15 protein-coding genes are annotated in these 16897 nt (G+C 74.2%); 3 read left to right on the top strand and 12 right to left on the bottom strand.

The genetic code is table 11. The annotated features are described in order from the left end of the window. Positions 1-7 precede the first annotated feature (7 nt). The 7 genes from C4U03_RS19155 to C4U03_RS40485 all read right to left on the bottom strand — a co-directional run bounded on the left by C4U03_RS19155 (position 8) and on the right by C4U03_RS40485 (position 7284). A complete protein-coding gene (locus C4U03_RS19155) occupies positions 8-913 on the bottom strand; it encodes a hypothetical protein (protein ID WP_235017973.1) in 906 nt (301 codons plus the stop codon). After that, positions 910-1869, bottom strand: coding sequence for a copper transporter (locus tag C4U03_RS19150; protein WP_103939189.1), 960 nt, complete (start codon positions 1867-1869; stop codon positions 910-912). The genes C4U03_RS19155 and C4U03_RS19150 overlap by 4 nt, the downstream gene beginning before the upstream one ends. Beyond that, positions 1866-3107 (bottom strand): putative cytokinetic ring protein SteA, encoded by a 1242-nt coding sequence (gene steA / locus C4U03_RS19145; RefSeq protein WP_103939188.1) that lies wholly within the window; start codon positions 3105-3107, stop codon positions 1866-1868. Before steA ends, C4U03_RS19150 begins: the two co-directional genes overlap by 4 nt. A gap of 107 nt (positions 3108-3214) precedes the next feature. Further along, positions 3215-4927, bottom strand: a complete 1713-nt coding sequence (recN, locus tag C4U03_RS19140) for a DNA repair protein RecN (RefSeq protein ID WP_103939426.1) — start codon at positions 4925-4927, stop codon at positions 3215-3217. Positions 4928-4972: 45 nt separating this feature from the next. Further along, complete coding sequence (locus C4U03_RS19135; protein WP_103939187.1) at positions 4973-5914, bottom strand: NAD kinase; 942 nt, start codon at positions 5912-5914, stop codon at positions 4973-4975. A gap of 34 nt (positions 5915-5948) precedes the next feature. Next, positions 5949-6755 carry a TlyA family RNA methyltransferase gene (locus tag C4U03_RS19130; protein WP_200827330.1) on the bottom strand — a complete coding sequence of 269 codons (807 nt, stop codon included), beginning with the start codon at positions 6753-6755 and terminating at the stop codon, positions 5949-5951. Between the two features lie 157 nt (positions 6756-6912). Further along, positions 6913-7284, bottom strand: coding sequence for a hypothetical protein (locus C4U03_RS40485; protein ID WP_160147038.1), 372 nt, complete (start codon positions 7282-7284; stop codon positions 6913-6915). Between the two features lie 263 nt (positions 7285-7547). Between C4U03_RS40485 and C4U03_RS19120 the strand changes: the two genes are divergently transcribed. Continuing rightward, positions 7548-7889: an SCP2 sterol-binding domain-containing protein gene (locus C4U03_RS19120; protein WP_103939185.1), complete on the top strand. Its 342-nt coding sequence runs from the start codon at positions 7548-7550 to the stop codon at positions 7887-7889. A gap of 54 nt (positions 7890-7943) precedes the next feature. On the opposite strand, the gene C4U03_RS19115 is transcribed toward C4U03_RS19120, so the two are convergent. The 3 genes from C4U03_RS19115 to C4U03_RS19105 all read right to left on the bottom strand — a co-directional run bounded on the left by C4U03_RS19115 (position 7944) and on the right by C4U03_RS19105 (position 10899). After that, positions 7944-9014, bottom strand: coding sequence for a glycerophosphodiester phosphodiesterase (locus tag C4U03_RS19115; RefSeq protein ID WP_103939184.1), 1071 nt, complete (start codon positions 9012-9014; stop codon positions 7944-7946). Positions 9015-9234: 220 nt separating this feature from the next. Beyond that, positions 9235-10239: an HAD-IIA family hydrolase gene (locus C4U03_RS19110; RefSeq protein ID WP_200827328.1), complete on the bottom strand. Its 1005-nt coding sequence runs from the start codon at positions 10237-10239 to the stop codon at positions 9235-9237. Between the two features lie 111 nt (positions 10240-10350). Beyond that, positions 10351-10899 carry a tetratricopeptide repeat protein gene (locus C4U03_RS19105; protein WP_103939182.1) on the bottom strand — a complete coding sequence of 183 codons (549 nt, stop codon included), beginning with the start codon at positions 10897-10899 and terminating at the stop codon, positions 10351-10353. A 69-nt stretch (positions 10900-10968) separates the two neighbouring features. Between C4U03_RS19105 and C4U03_RS19100 the strand changes: the two genes are divergently transcribed. Both C4U03_RS19100 and C4U03_RS19095 read left to right on the top strand, forming a co-directional pair. Further along, positions 10969-12327 (top strand): DUF1015 family protein, encoded by a 1359-nt coding sequence (locus C4U03_RS19100; RefSeq protein ID WP_103939181.1) that lies wholly within the window; start codon positions 10969-10971, stop codon positions 12325-12327. A gap of 103 nt (positions 12328-12430) precedes the next feature. Further along, positions 12431-13369 (top strand): MBL fold metallo-hydrolase, encoded by a 939-nt coding sequence (locus tag C4U03_RS19095; RefSeq protein WP_103939180.1) that lies wholly within the window; start codon positions 12431-12433, stop codon positions 13367-13369. Between the two features lie 94 nt (positions 13370-13463). Here C4U03_RS19095 and C4U03_RS19090 read toward each other — a convergent pair whose 3' ends face one another. Further along, positions 13464-14633 (bottom strand): alkaline phosphatase PhoX, encoded by a 1170-nt coding sequence (locus C4U03_RS19090; protein WP_200827327.1) that lies wholly within the window; start codon positions 14631-14633, stop codon positions 13464-13466. 434 nt (positions 14634-15067) lie between these two features. Next, positions 15068-16225, bottom strand: coding sequence for an ICP22 family protein (locus tag C4U03_RS41935; RefSeq protein WP_235017972.1), 1158 nt, complete (start codon positions 16223-16225; stop codon positions 15068-15070). Positions 16226-16897 lie beyond the last annotated feature (672 nt).

The following is a 16897-nucleotide window of genomic DNA, read 5'->3' as shown; positions in this document are numbered from 1 at the left end:
GGGTTCACTAGGCCGAGTCCGCCACCTCGTCGGCCGCCTGCGGCGTGGCGGGGGGAGCAGCGGGGGTATGCGCCGGGCGGCGGCCCAGCATGTCGATCCAGTGCAGCGCGGGGGTGCGCTGGATGACCTTGGTGAAGCTGACGAACTCGCTGGCGGCGTTCAGCCCGGCCAGCCCGGCCAGCACCGCCAGCCGGGGGCCGCGGCCCAGCCCGGTGGCGGCCAGCCCGAGCAGTGCGCCCAGCGCGTTGGCGCCCGCGTCGCCGAGCATCGCCCGCTCCCCCAGGTCCTCGGGCAGCAGCGCGACGGCGGCGCCCAGCGGAGCGGCCACCACGGCGGCCCGCGCCGGACCGGTGGCCGCCAGCGGCGCCCCGGCCAGCAGGCCCACCTTGATCGCCCGGCCGGGGCGCAGGTCGAACAGGTTCATCAGGTTGGCCGACCCGGCCACCAGGGCCCCGTTGACCAGCGTGTCGAACGTCCGCCCGGCCCGGGTGGGCGCCGGGGACCCGGCCAGCGCGGCGGCGGCCAGGCCGGTGGCCCCGATCCCGAGGATCTTGATCGCGCCGCTGGTGACCTCGCCGCGCGCCAGCGCGCCCAGATGCCCCTTGAAGCCCCGCGAGGACGCCGACCCGGCCAGGTCGTCGTAGCCGCCGAGCACGCCCGAGCCCGTGGCGGCCAGCAGGGCGGCGGCGCGCATCCGGCCGGGCACCCCGGGGGCCAGCAGCCCCGCGGCCACGGCCCCGGCTACGAACGCCGGGCCCTCCAGCAGGGTGACCGGCTCGCCACGGTGGTTGGTGCGGCCCCACACCTCCCGCCCGTCCCGCCCGTTCATACCGGGCGGCCTGCGGGTCAGCGCGACGTAGGCGGCGCGGGCGGCGACGGCGCCCAGGGCCCCGCCGAGGATCAGTCCTCTCATCCGCTGCCTCCCGGGGCCGGGGCCGGGGTGGGCAGGTAGGCGCCGGCGCCCTCGCCGGTGCCGTAGTGGCCCGTCTTGCCGGCGATCTGGGACTCCAGCGCCAGCACGGTGACGACCTGTCCGGAGGACTGGTCGATGACGTCGACGGAGGAGACCTCGTCGGCGGCGTCGGACTCGCGCAGCGCGGCGATCAGCCCGCCCTCGCCGGCGGCGGTGGTGGGGCCGGCCAGCACGGTGCCGCGTCCGGCCGAGTCCAGCGCGCCCGCCAGCGAGATCAGCGCCCGGTTGTCGACGTCGGCGCCGTCCTGGTAGGGGGAGGAGGGTGCGACCATGACGGCGAGTGTCGCATGCTGGGCGGGCTTGCCGCTGACGGTCACGAAACCCGCCGACTTGAACGCCTCCAGGGTCGCCTTGCCGGAGGCGTCGTCGCGCAGCGCCTTGGCGGAGTCGCCGGTCAGCAGCGCCGCGGCCAGCACCTGCCCGGCCTTGTCGTAGGGGCCCGCCCCGTCGGAGAACTTCATCTGGGCCGGCCGCAGCTGCTCGGCGAGCTGGTCGAGGGTGGCCAGCTGGTCGTCGTCCAGGAACTTCTTCTGGATGGTGACCCGGCCGGTGACGGTGGCCCCGGCGGCGTCCTCGCCGAGCAGCTCGGAGATCTTGTTGAGGCTCTCCTGGCCGGCCCCCGGGGTCTCCACCAGCACCACGGACTGGTCCTTCAGCCGCCCCGCCAGCAGCTGCCGCGCCACCGTGCGGGAGAACTGCTCCTCGCCCTCGATCTGCTTGAGCAGCTCGAGCTGGCGGGCGCGCAGCTCCTCGCTGCGCTTAATGGCGGCGTTGGACTCCTTCTTGAGGGTGCCCAGCAGCGGGTCCGACAGCGCGGTGGCGCCCAGCACGAGGCCGACCGCCAGCGACAGAAAGATCGCGACGATGGAGACGAGGTGGTAACGGAAGTCGATCACGTGAACAGTCCGGTCAGCCAGAAGAGGAAGGCGTGCCAGCGTTCGGCCAGCAGGGGCAGGATCACTTCCCCGATGGGCGACACCAGCACCGCCACGGTCATGGTGATGAACGCGCCCAGTACCAGCAGCAGCAGCGACCAGGCGGAGATCCGGCTGCGGTACAGCCGGGACACGCCCTTGGCGTCCACCAGCTTGCTGCCCACCCGCAGCCGGGTCAGGAACGTGCTGGACATCCCGGCGCGGCCCTTGTCCAGGAACTCCACCATGTTGGCGTGCGTGCCGACCGCGACGATCAGGGTGGCGCCCTTGTCGTCGGCCAGCAGCATCGCAATGTCCTCGCTGGTGGCGGTGGCCGGGAACACCACGGCCGCGCGGCCCAGCTCGGTGACCCGTTTGAGGCCGGGCGCGCGGCCGTCCCGGTAGGCGTGCACGACCAGCTCGGCGCCACAGGTCAGCGCCTCGTCGGAGACCGAGTCCATGTCCCCGACGATCATGTCGGGCCGGTAGCCGGCCTCCAGCAGCGCGTCCGCGCCGCCGTCCACCCCGATCAGCACCGGCCGGTACTCGCGGATGTAGGGGCGCAGCGTGGCGATGTCCTCGCGGTAGTGGTAGCCCCGCACCACGATCAGCGCGTGCCGCCCCTCCAGCTTGGTGGCCACGTCGGGGACCCCGACGCCGTCGATGAGCAGTTCGCGCTCACGGCGCACGTACTCCATGGTGTTGGCGGCGAACGCCTCGATCTGGTCCGACAGCCCGGCCTTGGCGGCGGCCACCGCCGTCTCGACGGTCTCGGGAGTCTGCTCGGTGCCCTTGGCGATCACCTCGTCGCCGCGGTACACCACACCCTCGTGCACCCGCACGACGTCGCCCTCGCTGAGCCGGGTGAAGATATCCGGCCCGACGTCGTCCACCAGCGGGATGCCCGCCTCCAGCAGGATCTGCGGCCCCAGGTTGGGGTAGCGGCCCGAGATGCTGGGCGCCACGTTGACCACCGCGCCCACCTGGCGGGACACCAGCGCCTCGGCGCTGACCCGGTCGAGGTCGACATGGTCGATCACTGCGACCTCGCCGGGCTGCAGTCGCTTGGTCAGCCTCTTGGTGCGCCGGTCCAGCCGGGCCGTCGCCCGCACCCCCGGCAGTCCGCCGTCCCTGGCCGGGCCGAAACCGAGCACGCGCCGTGACAGCCGTCCGGAGACGAGCCGGGCGCGCCGTTCGGCGATCGAAGACCTTTCGTTCATCACCAGCCATCCTGCCAGAGCACGTAAGGGGACACCGGTAAAGACGAACGGCGAGGCGTGTCCGTTCGCACACGATACGTGACCAGGCGCCTTTTCCGGTCTTCGCCTCAGCCGGTGGCCTGTCGTTCTTGGGCGGCCAGCGCCAGCAGTTCCTCGGCGTGGGCGCGCCCCAGCTCGGAGTCCTCCAGACCGGCCAGCATCCGCGACAGCTCCCGGATCCGCTCCTCCCGGTCCAGGGCGGTCACCCCGCTGCGGGTGACGGTGCCGTCGTCGGACTTGGCCACCAGCAGATGCTGGTCGGCGAACGCGGCGACCTGCGGCAGGTGGGTGACCACGATCACCTGAGCGCTACGGGCCAGCCGCGCCAGCCGGCGGCCGATCTCGACGGCGGCCTTGCCGCCCACCCCGGCGTCGACCTCATCGAACACGAACGTCGGCACCGGGTCGGCGCCGGCGAACACCACCTCGATCGCCAGCATCACCCGCGACAGCTCACCGCCGGAGGCGCCCTTGTTGAGCGGCAGCGGCGGCGCTCCTGGATGCGCCACCAGCCGGATCTCCACCTCGTCGGCCCCGTGCGGCCCGAACTCCTCGGTGGCGGTGACGGTGACCACGACGCGGGCGTGCGGCATGGCCAGCGCGGTGAGCTCCGCGGTGACCGCCGCCGAGAACCGCTCAGCGGCGGTGGCGCGCACCGCGGTCAGCTCGGCGGCGGCCTCGCGCAGCCGCTCGCTCAGCTCGGCGTGCTCGGCGCGCAGCTCCTCGATCCGCTCGTCGTCGCCCTCCAGCTCGGCCAGCCGCCCCGCCGACCGCTGCGCCCAGGCCAGCACCTCGTCCAGATCTTGCCCGTACTTGCGGGTCAGCCCGGTCAGCTCGGCGCGCCGCTCCTGGACGGCCGCCAGCCGGGCGGGGTCGGCCTCCACCGACTCGGCGTAGGCGGCCAGCTCGGTCCCGGCGTCGGAGATCAGGTAGCCGGCCTCGGCCAGCCGGTCGGCCAGCTGCGCCAGCGCGGGATCGTGGTCGCGGACGGCGTCCAGCGCGCCGCGCGCGGCCCCCAGCAGGCTCACCGCGTCGGTGAGGCCGACCGTGGTGGCGGCCGGGTCGCCGAGCAGCGCCTCGTGGGCGGTGGTGGCGGCGGTGCGCAGCGCGTCGGCGTGCCCGAGCCGCTCGGCCTCGGCGGCCAGCTCGGCATCCTCGCCCTGCCGGGGGGCGACCTTCTCGATCTCCTGCAGGCCGAAGCGGAGCAGGTCGGCCTCCTGGGCGCGCTCGCGGGCCCGGGTGGTCAGCTCCTCCAGCAGCGTGGTGACCTGGCGGTGCCGCTGGTAGGCGGCGGTGTAGGCGCGCAGCGGCTTGGTGAGCGCGTCACCGGCGTAGCGGTCCAGGGCGGCGCGCTGGCGGCCGGGCTGCAGCAGCCGCTGCTGGTCGGACTGGCCGTGCACGGCCACCAGGTCGTCGGCCAACGTGATCAGCATGCTGACCGGCACCGACCGGCCGCCCAGATGGGCCCGCGAGCGGCCCTCTGCCGACACCGACCGGGTGATGATCAGCGTGTCGTCGTCCAGTTCGGCGCCGGCCTCGCCCACCCGGGTCACCACGCGCCCGCCGGGATCGACCACGATCCGGCCCTCGACGGTGGCGCGCCCGGCGCCGGGCCGCACCCGCTGCGGGTCGGCGCGCCCGCCGAACAGCAGGCCCAGGCTGGTGACCACCATGGTCTTGCCCGCCCCGGTCTCGCCGGTGACCACGTTGAAGCCAGGGGACAGCTCCAGGACGGCCTCGTCGATCACGCCGAGGCCCTGGATCCGCACCTCCTCGACCATCGGCCGCACGAGCGTCACACCCTCTCCTTGGTCGACGGTCCGAGATTATCTCTCTCCCGCCGGGTGACGGTGTTCCCTTCCCTCGCCGCCGGAACCCGGCCGGGCCCGGCCACGCCAGCCGGTCACCGGGAGCCCGAACTTGGTCACCAGCCGGTCGGTGAACGGGGTCCGGTGGAGTCTGGCCAGCTTGACGGGCACGGCGCCGCGGCGCACCTCCACCCGGGCCCCCGGCGGCAGGCCCACCGTGCGGCGCCCGTCACACCACAGCACGGCGCGCGGCGTGTCGGGCAGCACCTCCACCGCCACCACCGACCTCGGCGAGACCACCAGCGGGCGGGCGAACAGCGAATGCGCGCTGATCGGCACCACCAGCATGGCCTCCACCTCCGGCCAGACCACGGGCCCGCCGGCGGAGAACGCGTACGCCGTGGAGCCGGTGGGAGTGGCGCACACCACACCGTCGCAGCCCCAGTGCGACAGCGGCCGGCCGTCGATCTCGGCGACGACCTCCAGCATCCGCTCGCGTTCGGCCTTCTCCACGGTGGCCTCGTTGAGCGCCCAGGTGGCGGCGGCCACCGCGCCGTTGCGGTGGACCGTCACGTCGATGGTCATCCGCTCCTCGACGTCGTAGTGCCGCTCGACGACCCGTTCGACGGTGGCGGTCAGGTCCTCGCGCTCGGCCTCGGCCAGGAAGCCGACATGGCCGAGGTTGACGCCCAGCATCGGGGTGCCCGACATCCGCGCCAGGTCGGCCGCGCGCAGGATGGTGCCGTCCCCGCCGAGCACCATCACCAACTCGGCGTCCTCGGCGGCCACCGCCGAGGCGGGCAGCACGTCCACCCCGGCGCAGTGCAGGTCACCGGCCTCCTCGTCGAGGACCCGCACGCTGATGCCCGCCTTGCTCAGCCGTTCGATGACCAGTTCCGCGCTGCGGACCGCCTCCGGCCGTCCGGTGTGCGCGACGACCAGCACCGACCTCCTGCTCACCGGGTCTCCTCACCGGCCCGAGCACACGGCCCGCTCACTGCGGCCCCTCCGTGACGGCCCTGTCCAGATCCGCTTCCCGCAGCGGCGGCGCTCCAGCGCGCAGCCACAGGAAGTACTCCACGTTCCCCATCGGCCCCGGCAGCGGGCTGGCGGTCACCCCGAGCACGCCCAGCCCCAGCGTCGCGGCGTGCTCGGCGACGTCCCGGACGGCCTCGGCGCGCAGCTGTGGGTCGCGTACCACCCCGCCGGCCCCAACGCGTTCCCTGCCGACCTCGAACTGCGGCTTGACCATCATCACGTAGTCGGCGTCGGGGGCCGCGCAACGCTGGATCGGGCCGAGCACCAGCCGCAGCGAGATGAACGACAGGTCGCCCACGACCAGGGTCGGCGGCTCGCCCGGCAGCCGTCCGGGCTCCAGGTCGCGGACATTCACCCGTTCCAGCACGGTGACCCGCTCGTCGGTGCGCAGCGACCAGGCGAGCTGGCCGTAGCCGACGTCGACGGCGATCACATGGGCGGCGCCCGCCCGCAGCAGCACGTCGGTGAAGCCACCCGTGGAGGCCCCGGCGTCCAGGCACCGGCGGCCCTTGACCGGCAGGGCGTCGAACGCCGTGAGCGCTCCGGCGAGCTTGTGCCCGCCGCGCGAGACGTACTCGGGCTCCTCCCCGGCGGATTCCACGACGATGGCCGCGCCGGTCTCCACCTGGGTCGCCGCCTTGGCGGCGGTCTGCCCGCCGACCCGCACGCGGCCCTCCTCGATCAGCTCGCGGGCCTGTTCCCGGGAGCGGGCGAGCTTGCGTCGCACCAGTTCGGCGTCCAGCCGCCGTCTCGTCACCGCCATCGCGGCGCCTCCCGCCGGCCGCCGGCCGTCCTCGCGCCTGCCACGTTCCCGTCATTCCCCCTGCCGCCGTGGATTCGCCACCTTTTGTACGGTGACGGCGCGCACCGGTGTTCACCGGCGGGCAGATCCGCCCGGCGCCGGACGGGCCCGGCCGCGCTCATGGCCGGCCGCCGTGGCGCGGAGGGACGATGCCGGGGCCCGGGGGCCTGGGCACCGGGGGGCCCGCGGGTTCCTGGTCGACGGAGGTCAGGATGTCCTGCAGGCGGCGGTGGACGTCCTCGAAGATCTCCACATGGCCGTGCACAGGAGCGCCGGCCAGCCCCGCCAGCCCGCCGAGCGCGGCGTCGACCCGTTCGTCGCCGGTCGGGTCCGGGGGCGGAACGGCCGGGAACGGCGCGGCGGGCAGGGTCTGCGTGGCGGGCGGCACCGGCTCCGGAGGGGAGGCCGGCTCGGCAGGCGGCGGCCCCGCCGCTGCGGCCGGCTCCGTGGTGGGCTCGGCGGGCGAGGGGGTGGCCGTGGGTGGGGTCATCGGGGCAGGAACCGGGGACGGGGCGGCTCCGGCGTTGATCGGGCGCCAGGTCCCGTCCGCGGAGACGCTCGGCTCGAAACCGCCCGCCCGGGGGGCGCTCCCCGGCCCGGGGGCGCCGTCCGGGGGCACGGTCCCGTCCGGGTCCGCCATGGATCCGCCCGACATGTGCTCCTCCAAGTCCGCCCTGAGTCGCTTACGCGTCCTGATGAACGCTACCGTCCTGAAACGGCATCGTTGGCGACCGATGGGGGAACGGCCTGACCATGGCGAACGAGGAGGAGTGCCGGACCGCGCTGGACGTCATCCGCACCCGGGTCGAGAAGATCCATCCCGACCGCTTCGCCGAGCACGTGGTGGAACGGACGATCGTCTGCCGGATCAGCGACCTGGGGCTGACCCTGCGCTCCACGATCCACGAAGGGGGCCTGGACCCGTTCGAGCCCACCGACGACTCGCGGGACGCCCAGGTCCGGCTGACGGTCAGCAGCGACGACCTGGTGGCTCTGGCCCGCGACGAGCTGCACGCGGGCAGGGCGTGGGCCACCGGCCGGCTCAAGGTGGAGGCGAGCTTCCGCGATCTACTGCGGCTGCGCAGGCTGCTGTGAACGCGCGCCGGCCCCGCGGACCGTTCGGAGGGGTCCGCGGGGCCGGCGGTGGGCTCAGCGGGCCCGGTACCGCTTGGGAAGCCTGAGACCTCGCTCGGCCATCACCTCGCGGAGCGCGTCCGGGTAGTCGGTGATGATCCCGTCGACGCCGTCGTCGATGAGCTTGCGCATGGTCGGCTTGTCGTCGACGGTCCACGGGATGACCTTGAGCCCCATCCGGTGCGCCCGCCGGACCATCTCCGCGGTCACGTACGGCCGGTAGCCCGGGTCGGTGACCTTGCCGTTCTGCGGGAAGCCGTGTACCGGGGAGAACGCCGCCGCCCCGAAGCTGCGGACCGCCGTGAGCGGGTCGCCGCCGAAGTCGTCGATGTCGAGCCCGCCCAGCCACGGGGAGGCCCCCGGACGCCCGGTCTGCAGGAAGTCGTAGTTGGTCAGCGCCACCAACGGCAGTCGGGGCTCGACCCGGCGCATCCGCATCAGCGCGCCCCAGTCGAAGCTTTGGATCGTGACCTGGCGCAGCAGCCGTGCCTTGCGGATCTCCTCGGCGGTGACCTGGACGAACTGCTCGCGCGGCGCCGTCTCGTGCGGGGCGCCCGCCTCGACCTTGGTCTCGACGTTGAGCCTGACCCCGTACGCCCGGTACCGGTGGACCAGCCCGAACACCTCGCGCAGCAGGGGCATCCTCGCGCCGGGGACGGCCCGCTGGCCGGGGAACTCCGGCAGCGTCTGCGACCCGCAGTCCATGGTGCGGACCTGCGCCAGCGTCAGCGTGTGGACGTACTTGCCGACGTAGGGGAACTCGGGGTCGCCCGGGGTGACGGGCGCGGTGTCCCGGCACTTGCGGGGGCTGACCTGCCGGTCATGGGTGACGACGGCCCGGCGGTCCTCGGTGATCTGCACGTCCAGTTCGAGGGTGCGCACGCCGAGTTCGAGGGCGTTGGCGAAGGCCGGCAGGGTGCTCTCGGCCACCAGGCCCAGGCCCCCGCGGTGGGCCTGCAGGTCGAACGCGCCGCGCTGCCGGTCTCTGCCCCGATCCGCCGCAGCCGTCCCCGGCACGGCGGTGACCATGCCGCACGCCAACGCGGCGGCGGTGCCGGCGAGCGCCGCCCGGCGCCATCTGTTCATCAGGTCGGGTGTCCCTTCGTGTCGCGCGGGGCCGGTGGGCCCCGCCAGGACACGCTCGGGGCGGCAGTCGGCGCGCAGGCGTGCGCGAGGTGAGACGCGGGCGAAGCTTGCATGATCACATCCGGAACACCGGAGGGGACCGTCCGGAGATTCGGGCCCGGCCCGGCCCGGCGCCCCGGGGACCGGTCGGTCGCCCCCGGCGGCGCGGGCCGGGCTTCGGTCACGAAAGGCCGAGACGGGCCAGTGCCGCGGCGACGGCCGGCTCCGCCACCGGCTCGTCGGTGCGCCAGGCCGCCGCGCACAGGGCCCGCAGGCCGTCGTAAGGGTCTCCCTCACCGGTCAGTTCGATCTTCGCGCCGGTCCAGCGGGCGGTCCAGCCCCGGCAGTGCCATCCCTGGCCGTCCCGGCGTACCGGCGGATGCGGGACCAGCAGGCCGCCCAGGTCGGCGGCGAGGTAGCTGGGGCGGTGCCGGGGCCCGGCGGTGAGCGCGGTGAGCGGGTCGGTGACACCGGTGAACACCAGCAGGCTGTCGGCGCCGCCGTTGTGGGCGCCCTCGATGTCGGTGTCGAGCCGGTCGCCCACCACCAGCGGGCGCTCGGCTCCGGTCCGGATGATCGACTCCTGGTGCAGGGGGCGTTCCGGTTTGCCGGTGACGACCGGCTCGACGCCGGTCGCCGCCCGGATCACCTGCATCAGCGAGCCGTTGCCCGGTGCGGGCGGCCCGTCCCCGCCCGGGATGGTCAGGTCGCCGTTGGAGCCCACGAACAGCGCCCCCCGCGCCACGGCCTGCGCGCCCTGCGCGATCAGCCCGTAGGACAGGTTCGGGTCGTACCCCTGGACCACGGCGGCGGGACGCTCGGCCGCCGTGGAGACCGGCACCAGGCCCTGGGCGTACAGCGCCTGCCGCAGTCCGGACCCGCCGACCACGAGCACCCGGGAGCCCCGCGGCAGCCGCTCGGCCAGCAGCCGGGCGGCCGCCTGCGCGGAGGTCACCACGTCCTGCGCGGTGGCCGGCACGCCTACCCGGGTGAGCAGCGCGGCCACCGCGCTGGGCGTTCGGGAGGCGTTGTTGGTGACGAAGGCCAGCCGCTGCCCGGCGGCCCGCGCCTTGGCCAGCGCCTCGGCCGCCCCGGGGACCGGACGGTGCCCGACGTAGACCACGCCGTCGAGATCGAGCAGCGCGACGTCGTACGCCTCGCTCAGTGGACGTTCGCACTCGCGCACGGGACGGTCTCTCCTCCGCTTCGCATCAGGTCGGTTCGACATCCATCGTCTCCTCGGCCCGGGGCCGGCGGCCTCCCCCGGGCGTGGGAGATCACAGGTGATCGTGGGGGTTCAGCGCCGGGCCGCCAGCGTCGCCCGGACGTGCCGCAGCGCGTTGGTGTAGTGCTTGTTCTCCGGCCGCATCGCCACGGCCAGCGCCAGGTGCTCGACCGCCTCCTCGAAGTCGCCCAGCCGTGACAGCGACAGTCCCAGCCCGAACAGCGCGTAGTCCTCCGAGGGGTTGTCCTCGACGATCCAGCGGAAGCTGTCGGCCGCGTCCGCGAAGCGCCGCGAGCCGTACTGCGCCCGCGCCAGCGCCTCCCGGATGCTCCGCGAGGACGGCTCGGCCTCGGCCGCCCGCTGCAGCAGTTGCACGGCGGCGGCCGGGCTCCCCGCCCCCAGCAGTTCCAGGCCCCGCGTGTACCACTCGTACACGCCGCCGCTGGGCTCGGCCCCCGCACCGCCTTCACCGCCGGACGCGGTGTCCGCGCCGCCGAACGCCGTGCCGGCGCCGCCCGCACCGCCAGAGGCCCGCCGATCGGCGTTTCCGGCTTCCCGTCCGAGGGTGCTGCGTTCTTCGCCGGGGGAATCCTCCGGTCCCTGCGGCCCTTGTATTCCCATATGGACCTCTCCTCCGACCCTGATCCCGACCGTACCCGGTCGTCAGACGCGGTTGTCTCTCCGATTACCATGCCCACGGTGGACGCCGATCTCCCCTTTGGTACGACTCCGGAGGAATTCAGCGCCCGGATCTTCGGCAGTCGGGAGCCGTGGCCGGACGCCGGGGACGCCGGCGCGGCGGGCCTGGAGCTGATCCCGTTCCGCGGGGTGCGGTTCGCCCCCGAGGTGGTGGGGGATCTGGGCGCGGTCACCACCCCGCCGTACGACCTGATCGACGAGGACGAGGTCAGGCGGCTGATGGCCAGTGACGGTCACAACGCGGTCCGCCTGATCCTGCCGCCCGGCGACGGGGACGACGGTTACCGACGGGCCGCCGCCACCCTGCGCCGCTGGCTGGCGGACGGCGCGCTGGTCGCCGACGACGAGCCCGCGCTGTACCTGTACGAGGCCGCCGCCGAGGACGGCACCCGCCAGCGGGGGCTGATCGGCGCGGTCGGGCTGCGCCCCGAATCGGCGCGGGTGATCCTGCCGCACGAGAACGTCTTCCCCGGTCCCGTCCGCGACCGGCTGTCCCTGATGACCGCCACCGGCGCCAACCTGGAGCCGATCTTCCTGGTCTACGAGGGCGCGGGGGCCGCCGGGCCGGTGGACGAGATCGCCGACGGGACGCCGCCGCTGGTGGAGTTCCGCGCCGGTGACGGGACCTCCCACCGGCTGTGGCGGGTGACGGACCCCGCGCAGCACGCCCGGATCGCCGCCGGCCTGCGCGGACGGCGGGCGCTCATCGCCGACGGGCACCACAGGTACGCCACCTACCGGGCCCTGCAGGCCCGCCATCGTGCGGCCGGGGACGGGGCCGGGCCGTGGGACTACGGACTGGCCCTGCTGGTCGACTCCACGCGCTATCCGCCGCATCTGGGTGCCATCCACCGGGTGCTGCCGGGGCTGGCGCCCGAAACGGCCGTGGAACGCGCCAGGGCCGCCTTCCGGGTCATCGGCCCGTTCGACGGGCTGGGCGAGGCCGTCGAGGCGCTGGCGCGGGAGAAGGGGCCCGCGTTCCTGGTGGGCGGTGGGGAGCGGCTGCACCTGCTCACCGAGCCCGGCGAGGAATGGCTGGCGCGGGTGATGCCCGCCGAGCACTCCGAGCGGTGGCGGCGGCTGGACACCGCGGTGCTGGACAGGCTGCTCGTCGAGCGGCTGTGGGGAATCGCGGCCGACGAGCACACCGTCGAGGTCGTCCACGACGATCCGGGCGCCGCCGTGGCACGCGCCCGGCGGGCCGGCGGCACCGCCGTCGTCATGAATCCGCTGGCGGTCGCCGACGTCCTGGCCGTGGCGGAAGGGGGTGAACGGGTGCCGCGCAAGTCCACCTCCTTCGGCCCCAAACCGCGCACCGGCCTGGTGCTGCGGCTGCTCGATCTCGGCTGACGGCCGCCGGGGGGCGGCGGTCCCGTTCCCTACGATGAGACGTACGAGCCGATCACGACAGGTCCTGCGGGAACTGTGCACAAGCCCCCAGGCGGAGGCATTGATGAGCACCGAGAACACGATCACGCCGCTGGGCGGCGACGTCTACGAGATCGACACCCGGATGGCCGGCCACTCCGGCATCACGGCCGGCTACCTGATCCTGTCCGACCGGCCCTGCCTGGTGGAGCCCGGGACGAGCGGATCGGCGCCGACGGTCCAGCGCGCCCTCACCGAGCTGGGGGTCGGGCCGGCGGACCTGGCGACCGTGGTGGTGACGCACATCCATCTCGACCACGCCGGCGGTGTCGGTGACATCGCGCGGATGTACCCGCAGGCCGAGATCGTCGTGCACGAGAAGGGGGCCCGGCACCTGGCCTCTCCCGAGCGGCTCATGCGCAGCGCCCGCATGGTCTACGGCGACCTGCTCGACACCCTGTTCGGGGAGATGAAACCGACCGACGCGGCGCGCATCCGGGCGGTCGAGGAGACCGGCGTGATCGACCTGGGCGGCGGCCGACAGCTGCGGTCCCACTACTCCCCCGGCCACGCCAAGCACCATGTGGGGCTGCTGGACTCGCTCACCGGCGACCTGTACGTCGGGGACGCGGCGGGCGTCTACATCCCCGAGACCGCGGACGTGCGCCCGGCCACGCCGCCGCCGGACTTCGACCTGGACACCGCGCTGGCGTCCCTGGACAAGTTCCGGGCGCTGGGCGCCCAGCGGCTGCTGTTCGCCCACTACGGCCCGGTCGACGCGGTGGCGGAGACGCTGGAGCGCTCCGCCGAGGAACTGCGGATCTGGGTGGACGCGGTCCGCGACGCCCACGGCCAGGGCATGGACGTCGACCACGCGGTCGCGGCCGTCCAGGAGCGCATCGCCGGGCGCTACAAGGCCTACGGCCCGGACGCCGACCCGGAACTGGCCCGCAAGTACGAGGTGCTCAACGGCGTCGCGAGCAACGTCGCCGGGATCATGCACTCGCTCGACAGACTCGCCTGACGGTGGCAGGCACGGCCGGCCCGGCGGGGATCCGCGACCGGGGCGGCCGCACCGCCCCATCTGCCACGCCGGTCGCGCGGCCGCACCGGCCGTGTCAGCCGCGGAAGGGGCCGGTGATCTCGTAGGTGTGGCCGTCGGTGCCGCCGATGAAGCCGCTGCGGCCCCGCTGCGAGGAGAAGTACAGCCGCGAGCCGTCCGGGGAGAAGGCCGGCCCGGTGATCTCGGACTCGTCATGGCCGAGCACCTGCAGGAACGGGGTCACCACCCCTTCCGGGGTGATCATGTTGATCTCCATGTTCCCGCCGTCCTCGGCCACGTACAGGTCGCCGGAGACGGTGCCGGTGATGTTGTCGACCCCCGTCAACGGGGCCTCGCCCCCGGTCACCAGGTCGTCGTCATAGGCCAGGTCGAGCGTGGAGTTCGCGGCGTCGTAGGCCCAGACCCGGCCGTCCCCCTTGGTGGTGAAGTAGCAGACGCCGCCGGCGTAGTAGCAGCCCTCTCCCCCGGTGAAGCGCATGGCCCCCTGGACCTGGTCACGGGTGGGCGTCGTCCACAACTCCGGGGCGGGCACGGGCCGCCAGGTGACCGCGCCGACACCGGAGCCGACCAGCACCTCCAGCGTGCCTCTCGACAGGTCGCCCCAGGCGGCGGGCCTGAAGCGGTAGAAGCAGCCGTTCCCCTCGTCCTCGGTCAGGTAGACGACCTTGCGCTCGGGGTCGCAGGCGGCGGCCTCGTGCTTGAAGCGGCCCATGGCCGGACGCTGCACGGCGGACCTGCCGCCCTGCGGGTAGGTCTCGTACACGATGCCGAGCGCGTACTCCTCGCACGACAGCCAGGTCCCCCACGGCGTCGCCCCGCCCGCGCAGTTCAGCGTGGTCATGGTGAGGATCCGGTAGGCGTCGGCGATCTCGCCGGACGGGCCGAACCGGACGGCCGACGCCCCGCCGACCAACGGCACCTCGGAGTTGCTGACGTAGATCCATCCGTCGCCGGCGGGGAAGCAGGCGCCGCCGTCGGGAGCCGGATGCCAGGTGTAGCGCGTCCCCGGCACACGTTGCATCGACCGGGCGATCACCCTGCTGGTGAAACCGCTCGGCAGCCGGATCCCGTTGGCGTCGGCCGCCTGCAGCGGCCCGTACGGTCCCGCGCCGGGCTGTGCGGGCCCGGCGAACGCCCGTTGCCACAGCGCTCCGGAAAAGGCCGCGGTCCCGCCGGCGACGGTCGTGGTGCGAAGGAAGGTACGGCGGTTCAACCCGGTCGGCATGGCGCTCCTCACCTGCTCACCGAAGATCATGACGAGTCGACCGCCGGTGGGTGACACCGGCCGCGCCGGCCGACCACGGTCTGGTGAATATCGTGCGAAGCGCCCGTTTCGTCAAGTCCTCCCGGTCCCCGCTCTCCGCTCTCCGCAGCCGCGGCCGCTCGGGCACTCCCCCGGGTCGATGCCGGCGTCCTGGTGAACGGACGTCAGGGCCGCGTCGGGAAGGGCCCGCTGACAGAACACCCGGCGGACGCCGGCAGGGCCGCCCTGACGGCGGGTCCCTGCCGGGCGTCGGCCGGGTGTCTCGGACCTCTTTGAGATGTGGCGATCAGGCTCAAGGCCGGAGTCGTCGGCGTGCACCGGCGGAGGCCGCCCGTCAGGGGGCGACCTCCCACGGAAGTCACGCGACCGGTGCGCACGAGACCGTCAAACCTCGATCAGCCGCCGGAGGGGCTCACTCCGTTCTCGGTGTTCGGTTCGTCGGCCGGTGGCGCCGTGCGTTCGGCCGGTTCACCGCCGGAGGCGTCCACCGGGCCGGGCTCTCCCGCAACTTCGGTCGCCTCCGCCGTAGCGGCGTCGGACGCATCCGTGACGCCCTGGACCTCGGAGACGCTGGCCTCCGGTGTGCCGGCCCCGGAGTCACCGGTCGCCTCAGGGGCGTCGGCATCGGCCGGACCCGTCCCGGTGGCCTCGTCCGTCCCCGGGCTGCCGGGTGCACTCGGCTCGCCAACCGTATCCTGCGCCTCCGGGCGGTCGGAGACGTCCGGCTCCTCCACCGCCGTGGTGCTCTCCACATCGGTCTGCGCGGACGTGCCCGCCTCTTCGGGGCCGGCGGCCGCCCGCCCGGCCTCCGCCGGGGACTCTTCGACGGTGACATCCGTCTCGAGCGCCTGGTCCTCGTCGTCCTCGACATCGATGATCTCGAGACCCGCGAGTTCGGCGTAACGCTCGGCGGCGTCGGTCTCGCCGTCGCGGTCGGCGGCGGCCGCGCGGGCGAACCACTCGCCGGCCTCCTCCTCGCGCCCGGCCTCCAGCAGCGCGTCGGCGTAGGCGTAGAACAGCCGCGCGGACCAGGGCTGCAGCCGCTTGTCCCGCAGCTCCGGGATCTGCAGGGTCACCACGGCGGCGTCGAGCTGGCCCAGGTCCCGCCGTGCCCCCGACTCGACGATCTTCAACTCGATCCGGTCGGCCTGGTCGAGATCGCGGGCCGCCGGTGACTTGGCCAGGTCCAGCGCCCGTTCGGGACGGCCGAGCCCGCGTTCGCAGTCGGCGAGGATCGGCAGGTACGCCTCCTCGGTGTTGCGCAGCCGCCGCGCGGCGCGCAGCTCCGCCAGCGCCTCGGACCACTCACCGGTGTGGTAGGCCGCCAGGCCCGCCGCCTCCCGGACGATGCCGACCCGCGAGGCGAGCCGCCGGGCCGCCTGCGCGTGCCGGAACGCGGTCTGCGGGTCATCATCGACCAGCCGCCCGGCCATCACCAGATGCCTGGCCACCTTGGTCGCCAGGTCCCTGGGCAGGGTACGCAGTTCGACGCGCGCCTCGGCGTCCAGTTCCTCCCCGGTGACGTCCTCGGGAAGGGCCGGTCCCTGGGGCACGGGCGCACGCCCCTCGTCCCCGCGCTCGGCGGGACCGGTACGGCGGGGCCCGAAGTCACGCCGTTCACCGCCCTGCCCGGGGCCGGCGAAACGGCCGCCACGTTCGTCGCGGCCCTCGCGGCGGTCCGGTCGCCCGCCGCCCCGGCGCTCCCGCCAAACGTCGCCCGACCGTCCCTCCTGAGGCCGTCCCCTGCCGTCCCTCAGCGGCCGCTGCGGACGACCACGCTCCGGCCGGGGCCCGTCGGGACGCCTGCCGCCCTGGGGCGCCGCGTCCCGACGCTCGTCCCCTCGGCCAAGACGCTCACGGCGGTCATCCCACGACCCCCTGGAACGCCCTCCATATCCACGCTCCCGGTCATCCCGGCGCGGACCACCACGCCCTTCACCCCGGTCCTGCCAGGACTCACGGGAACGCTTTTCGTTGCTCTGTCCTCTGTCGTCCCTGTGCGAGGCGCCACGGCCCTCACCGCGATCCCTCCAGGACTCACGAGGGCGGCCTTCGTATCCGCGCTCGCGATCATCCCGACGCGGACCACCACGGCCCTCGCCCCGGTCCTGCCAGGAGCCACGAGGGCGGCCTTCGTATCCGCGCTCGCGATCGTCTCGACGCGGACCACCACGGCCTTCGCCTCGGTCCTGCCAGGACTCACGAGAGCGGCCTTCGTAACCACG

The organism is Thermomonospora echinospora (assembly GCF_900108175.1).
In the GTDB taxonomy this organism is placed as follows: domain Bacteria; phylum Actinomycetota; class Actinomycetes; order Streptosporangiales; family Streptosporangiaceae; genus Thermomonospora; species Thermomonospora echinospora.
Note: the sequence above shows the minus strand (reverse complement) of the source record. Positions and strands in the feature narration are given on the sequence as shown.

What these genes read in the sequence shown, in the direction of transcription:
- C4U03_RS19155 (WP_235017973.1), bottom strand. Translation starts at nt 913, where the DNA reads ATGAGAGGACTGATCCTCGGCGGGGCCCTGGGCGCCGTCGCCGCCCGC.
- steA (WP_103939188.1), bottom strand. Translation starts at nt 3,107, where the DNA reads ATGAACGAAAGGTCTTCGATCGCCGAACGGCGCGCCCGGCTCGTCTCC.
- recN (WP_103939426.1), bottom strand. Translation starts at nt 4,927, where the DNA reads ATGGTCGAGGAGGTGCGGATCCAGGGCCTCGGCGTGATCGACGAGGCC.
- C4U03_RS19130 (WP_200827330.1), bottom strand. Translation starts at nt 6,755, where the DNA reads ATGGCGGTGACGAGACGGCGGCTGGACGCCGAACTGGTGCGACGCAAG.
- C4U03_RS40485 (WP_160147038.1), bottom strand. Translation starts at nt 7,284, where the DNA reads ATGACCCCACCCACGGCCACCCCCTCGCCCGCCGAGCCCACCACGGAG.
- C4U03_RS19120 (WP_103939185.1), top strand. Translation starts at nt 7,548, where the DNA reads ATGGCGAACGAGGAGGAGTGCCGGACCGCGCTGGACGTCATCCGCACC.
- C4U03_RS19115 (WP_103939184.1), bottom strand. Translation starts at nt 9,014, where the DNA reads ATGAACAGATGGCGCCGGGCGGCGCTCGCCGGCACCGCCGCCGCGTTG.
- C4U03_RS19105 (WP_103939182.1), bottom strand. Translation starts at nt 10,899, where the DNA reads ATGGGAATACAAGGGCCGCAGGGACCGGAGGATTCCCCCGGCGAAGAA.
- C4U03_RS19100 (WP_103939181.1), top strand. Translation starts at nt 10,969, where the DNA reads ATGCCCACGGTGGACGCCGATCTCCCCTTTGGTACGACTCCGGAGGAA.
- C4U03_RS19095 (WP_103939180.1), top strand. Translation starts at nt 12,431, where the DNA reads ATGAGCACCGAGAACACGATCACGCCGCTGGGCGGCGACGTCTACGAG.
- C4U03_RS19090 (WP_200827327.1), bottom strand. Translation starts at nt 14,633, where the DNA reads ATGCCGACCGGGTTGAACCGCCGTACCTTCCTTCGCACCACGACCGTC.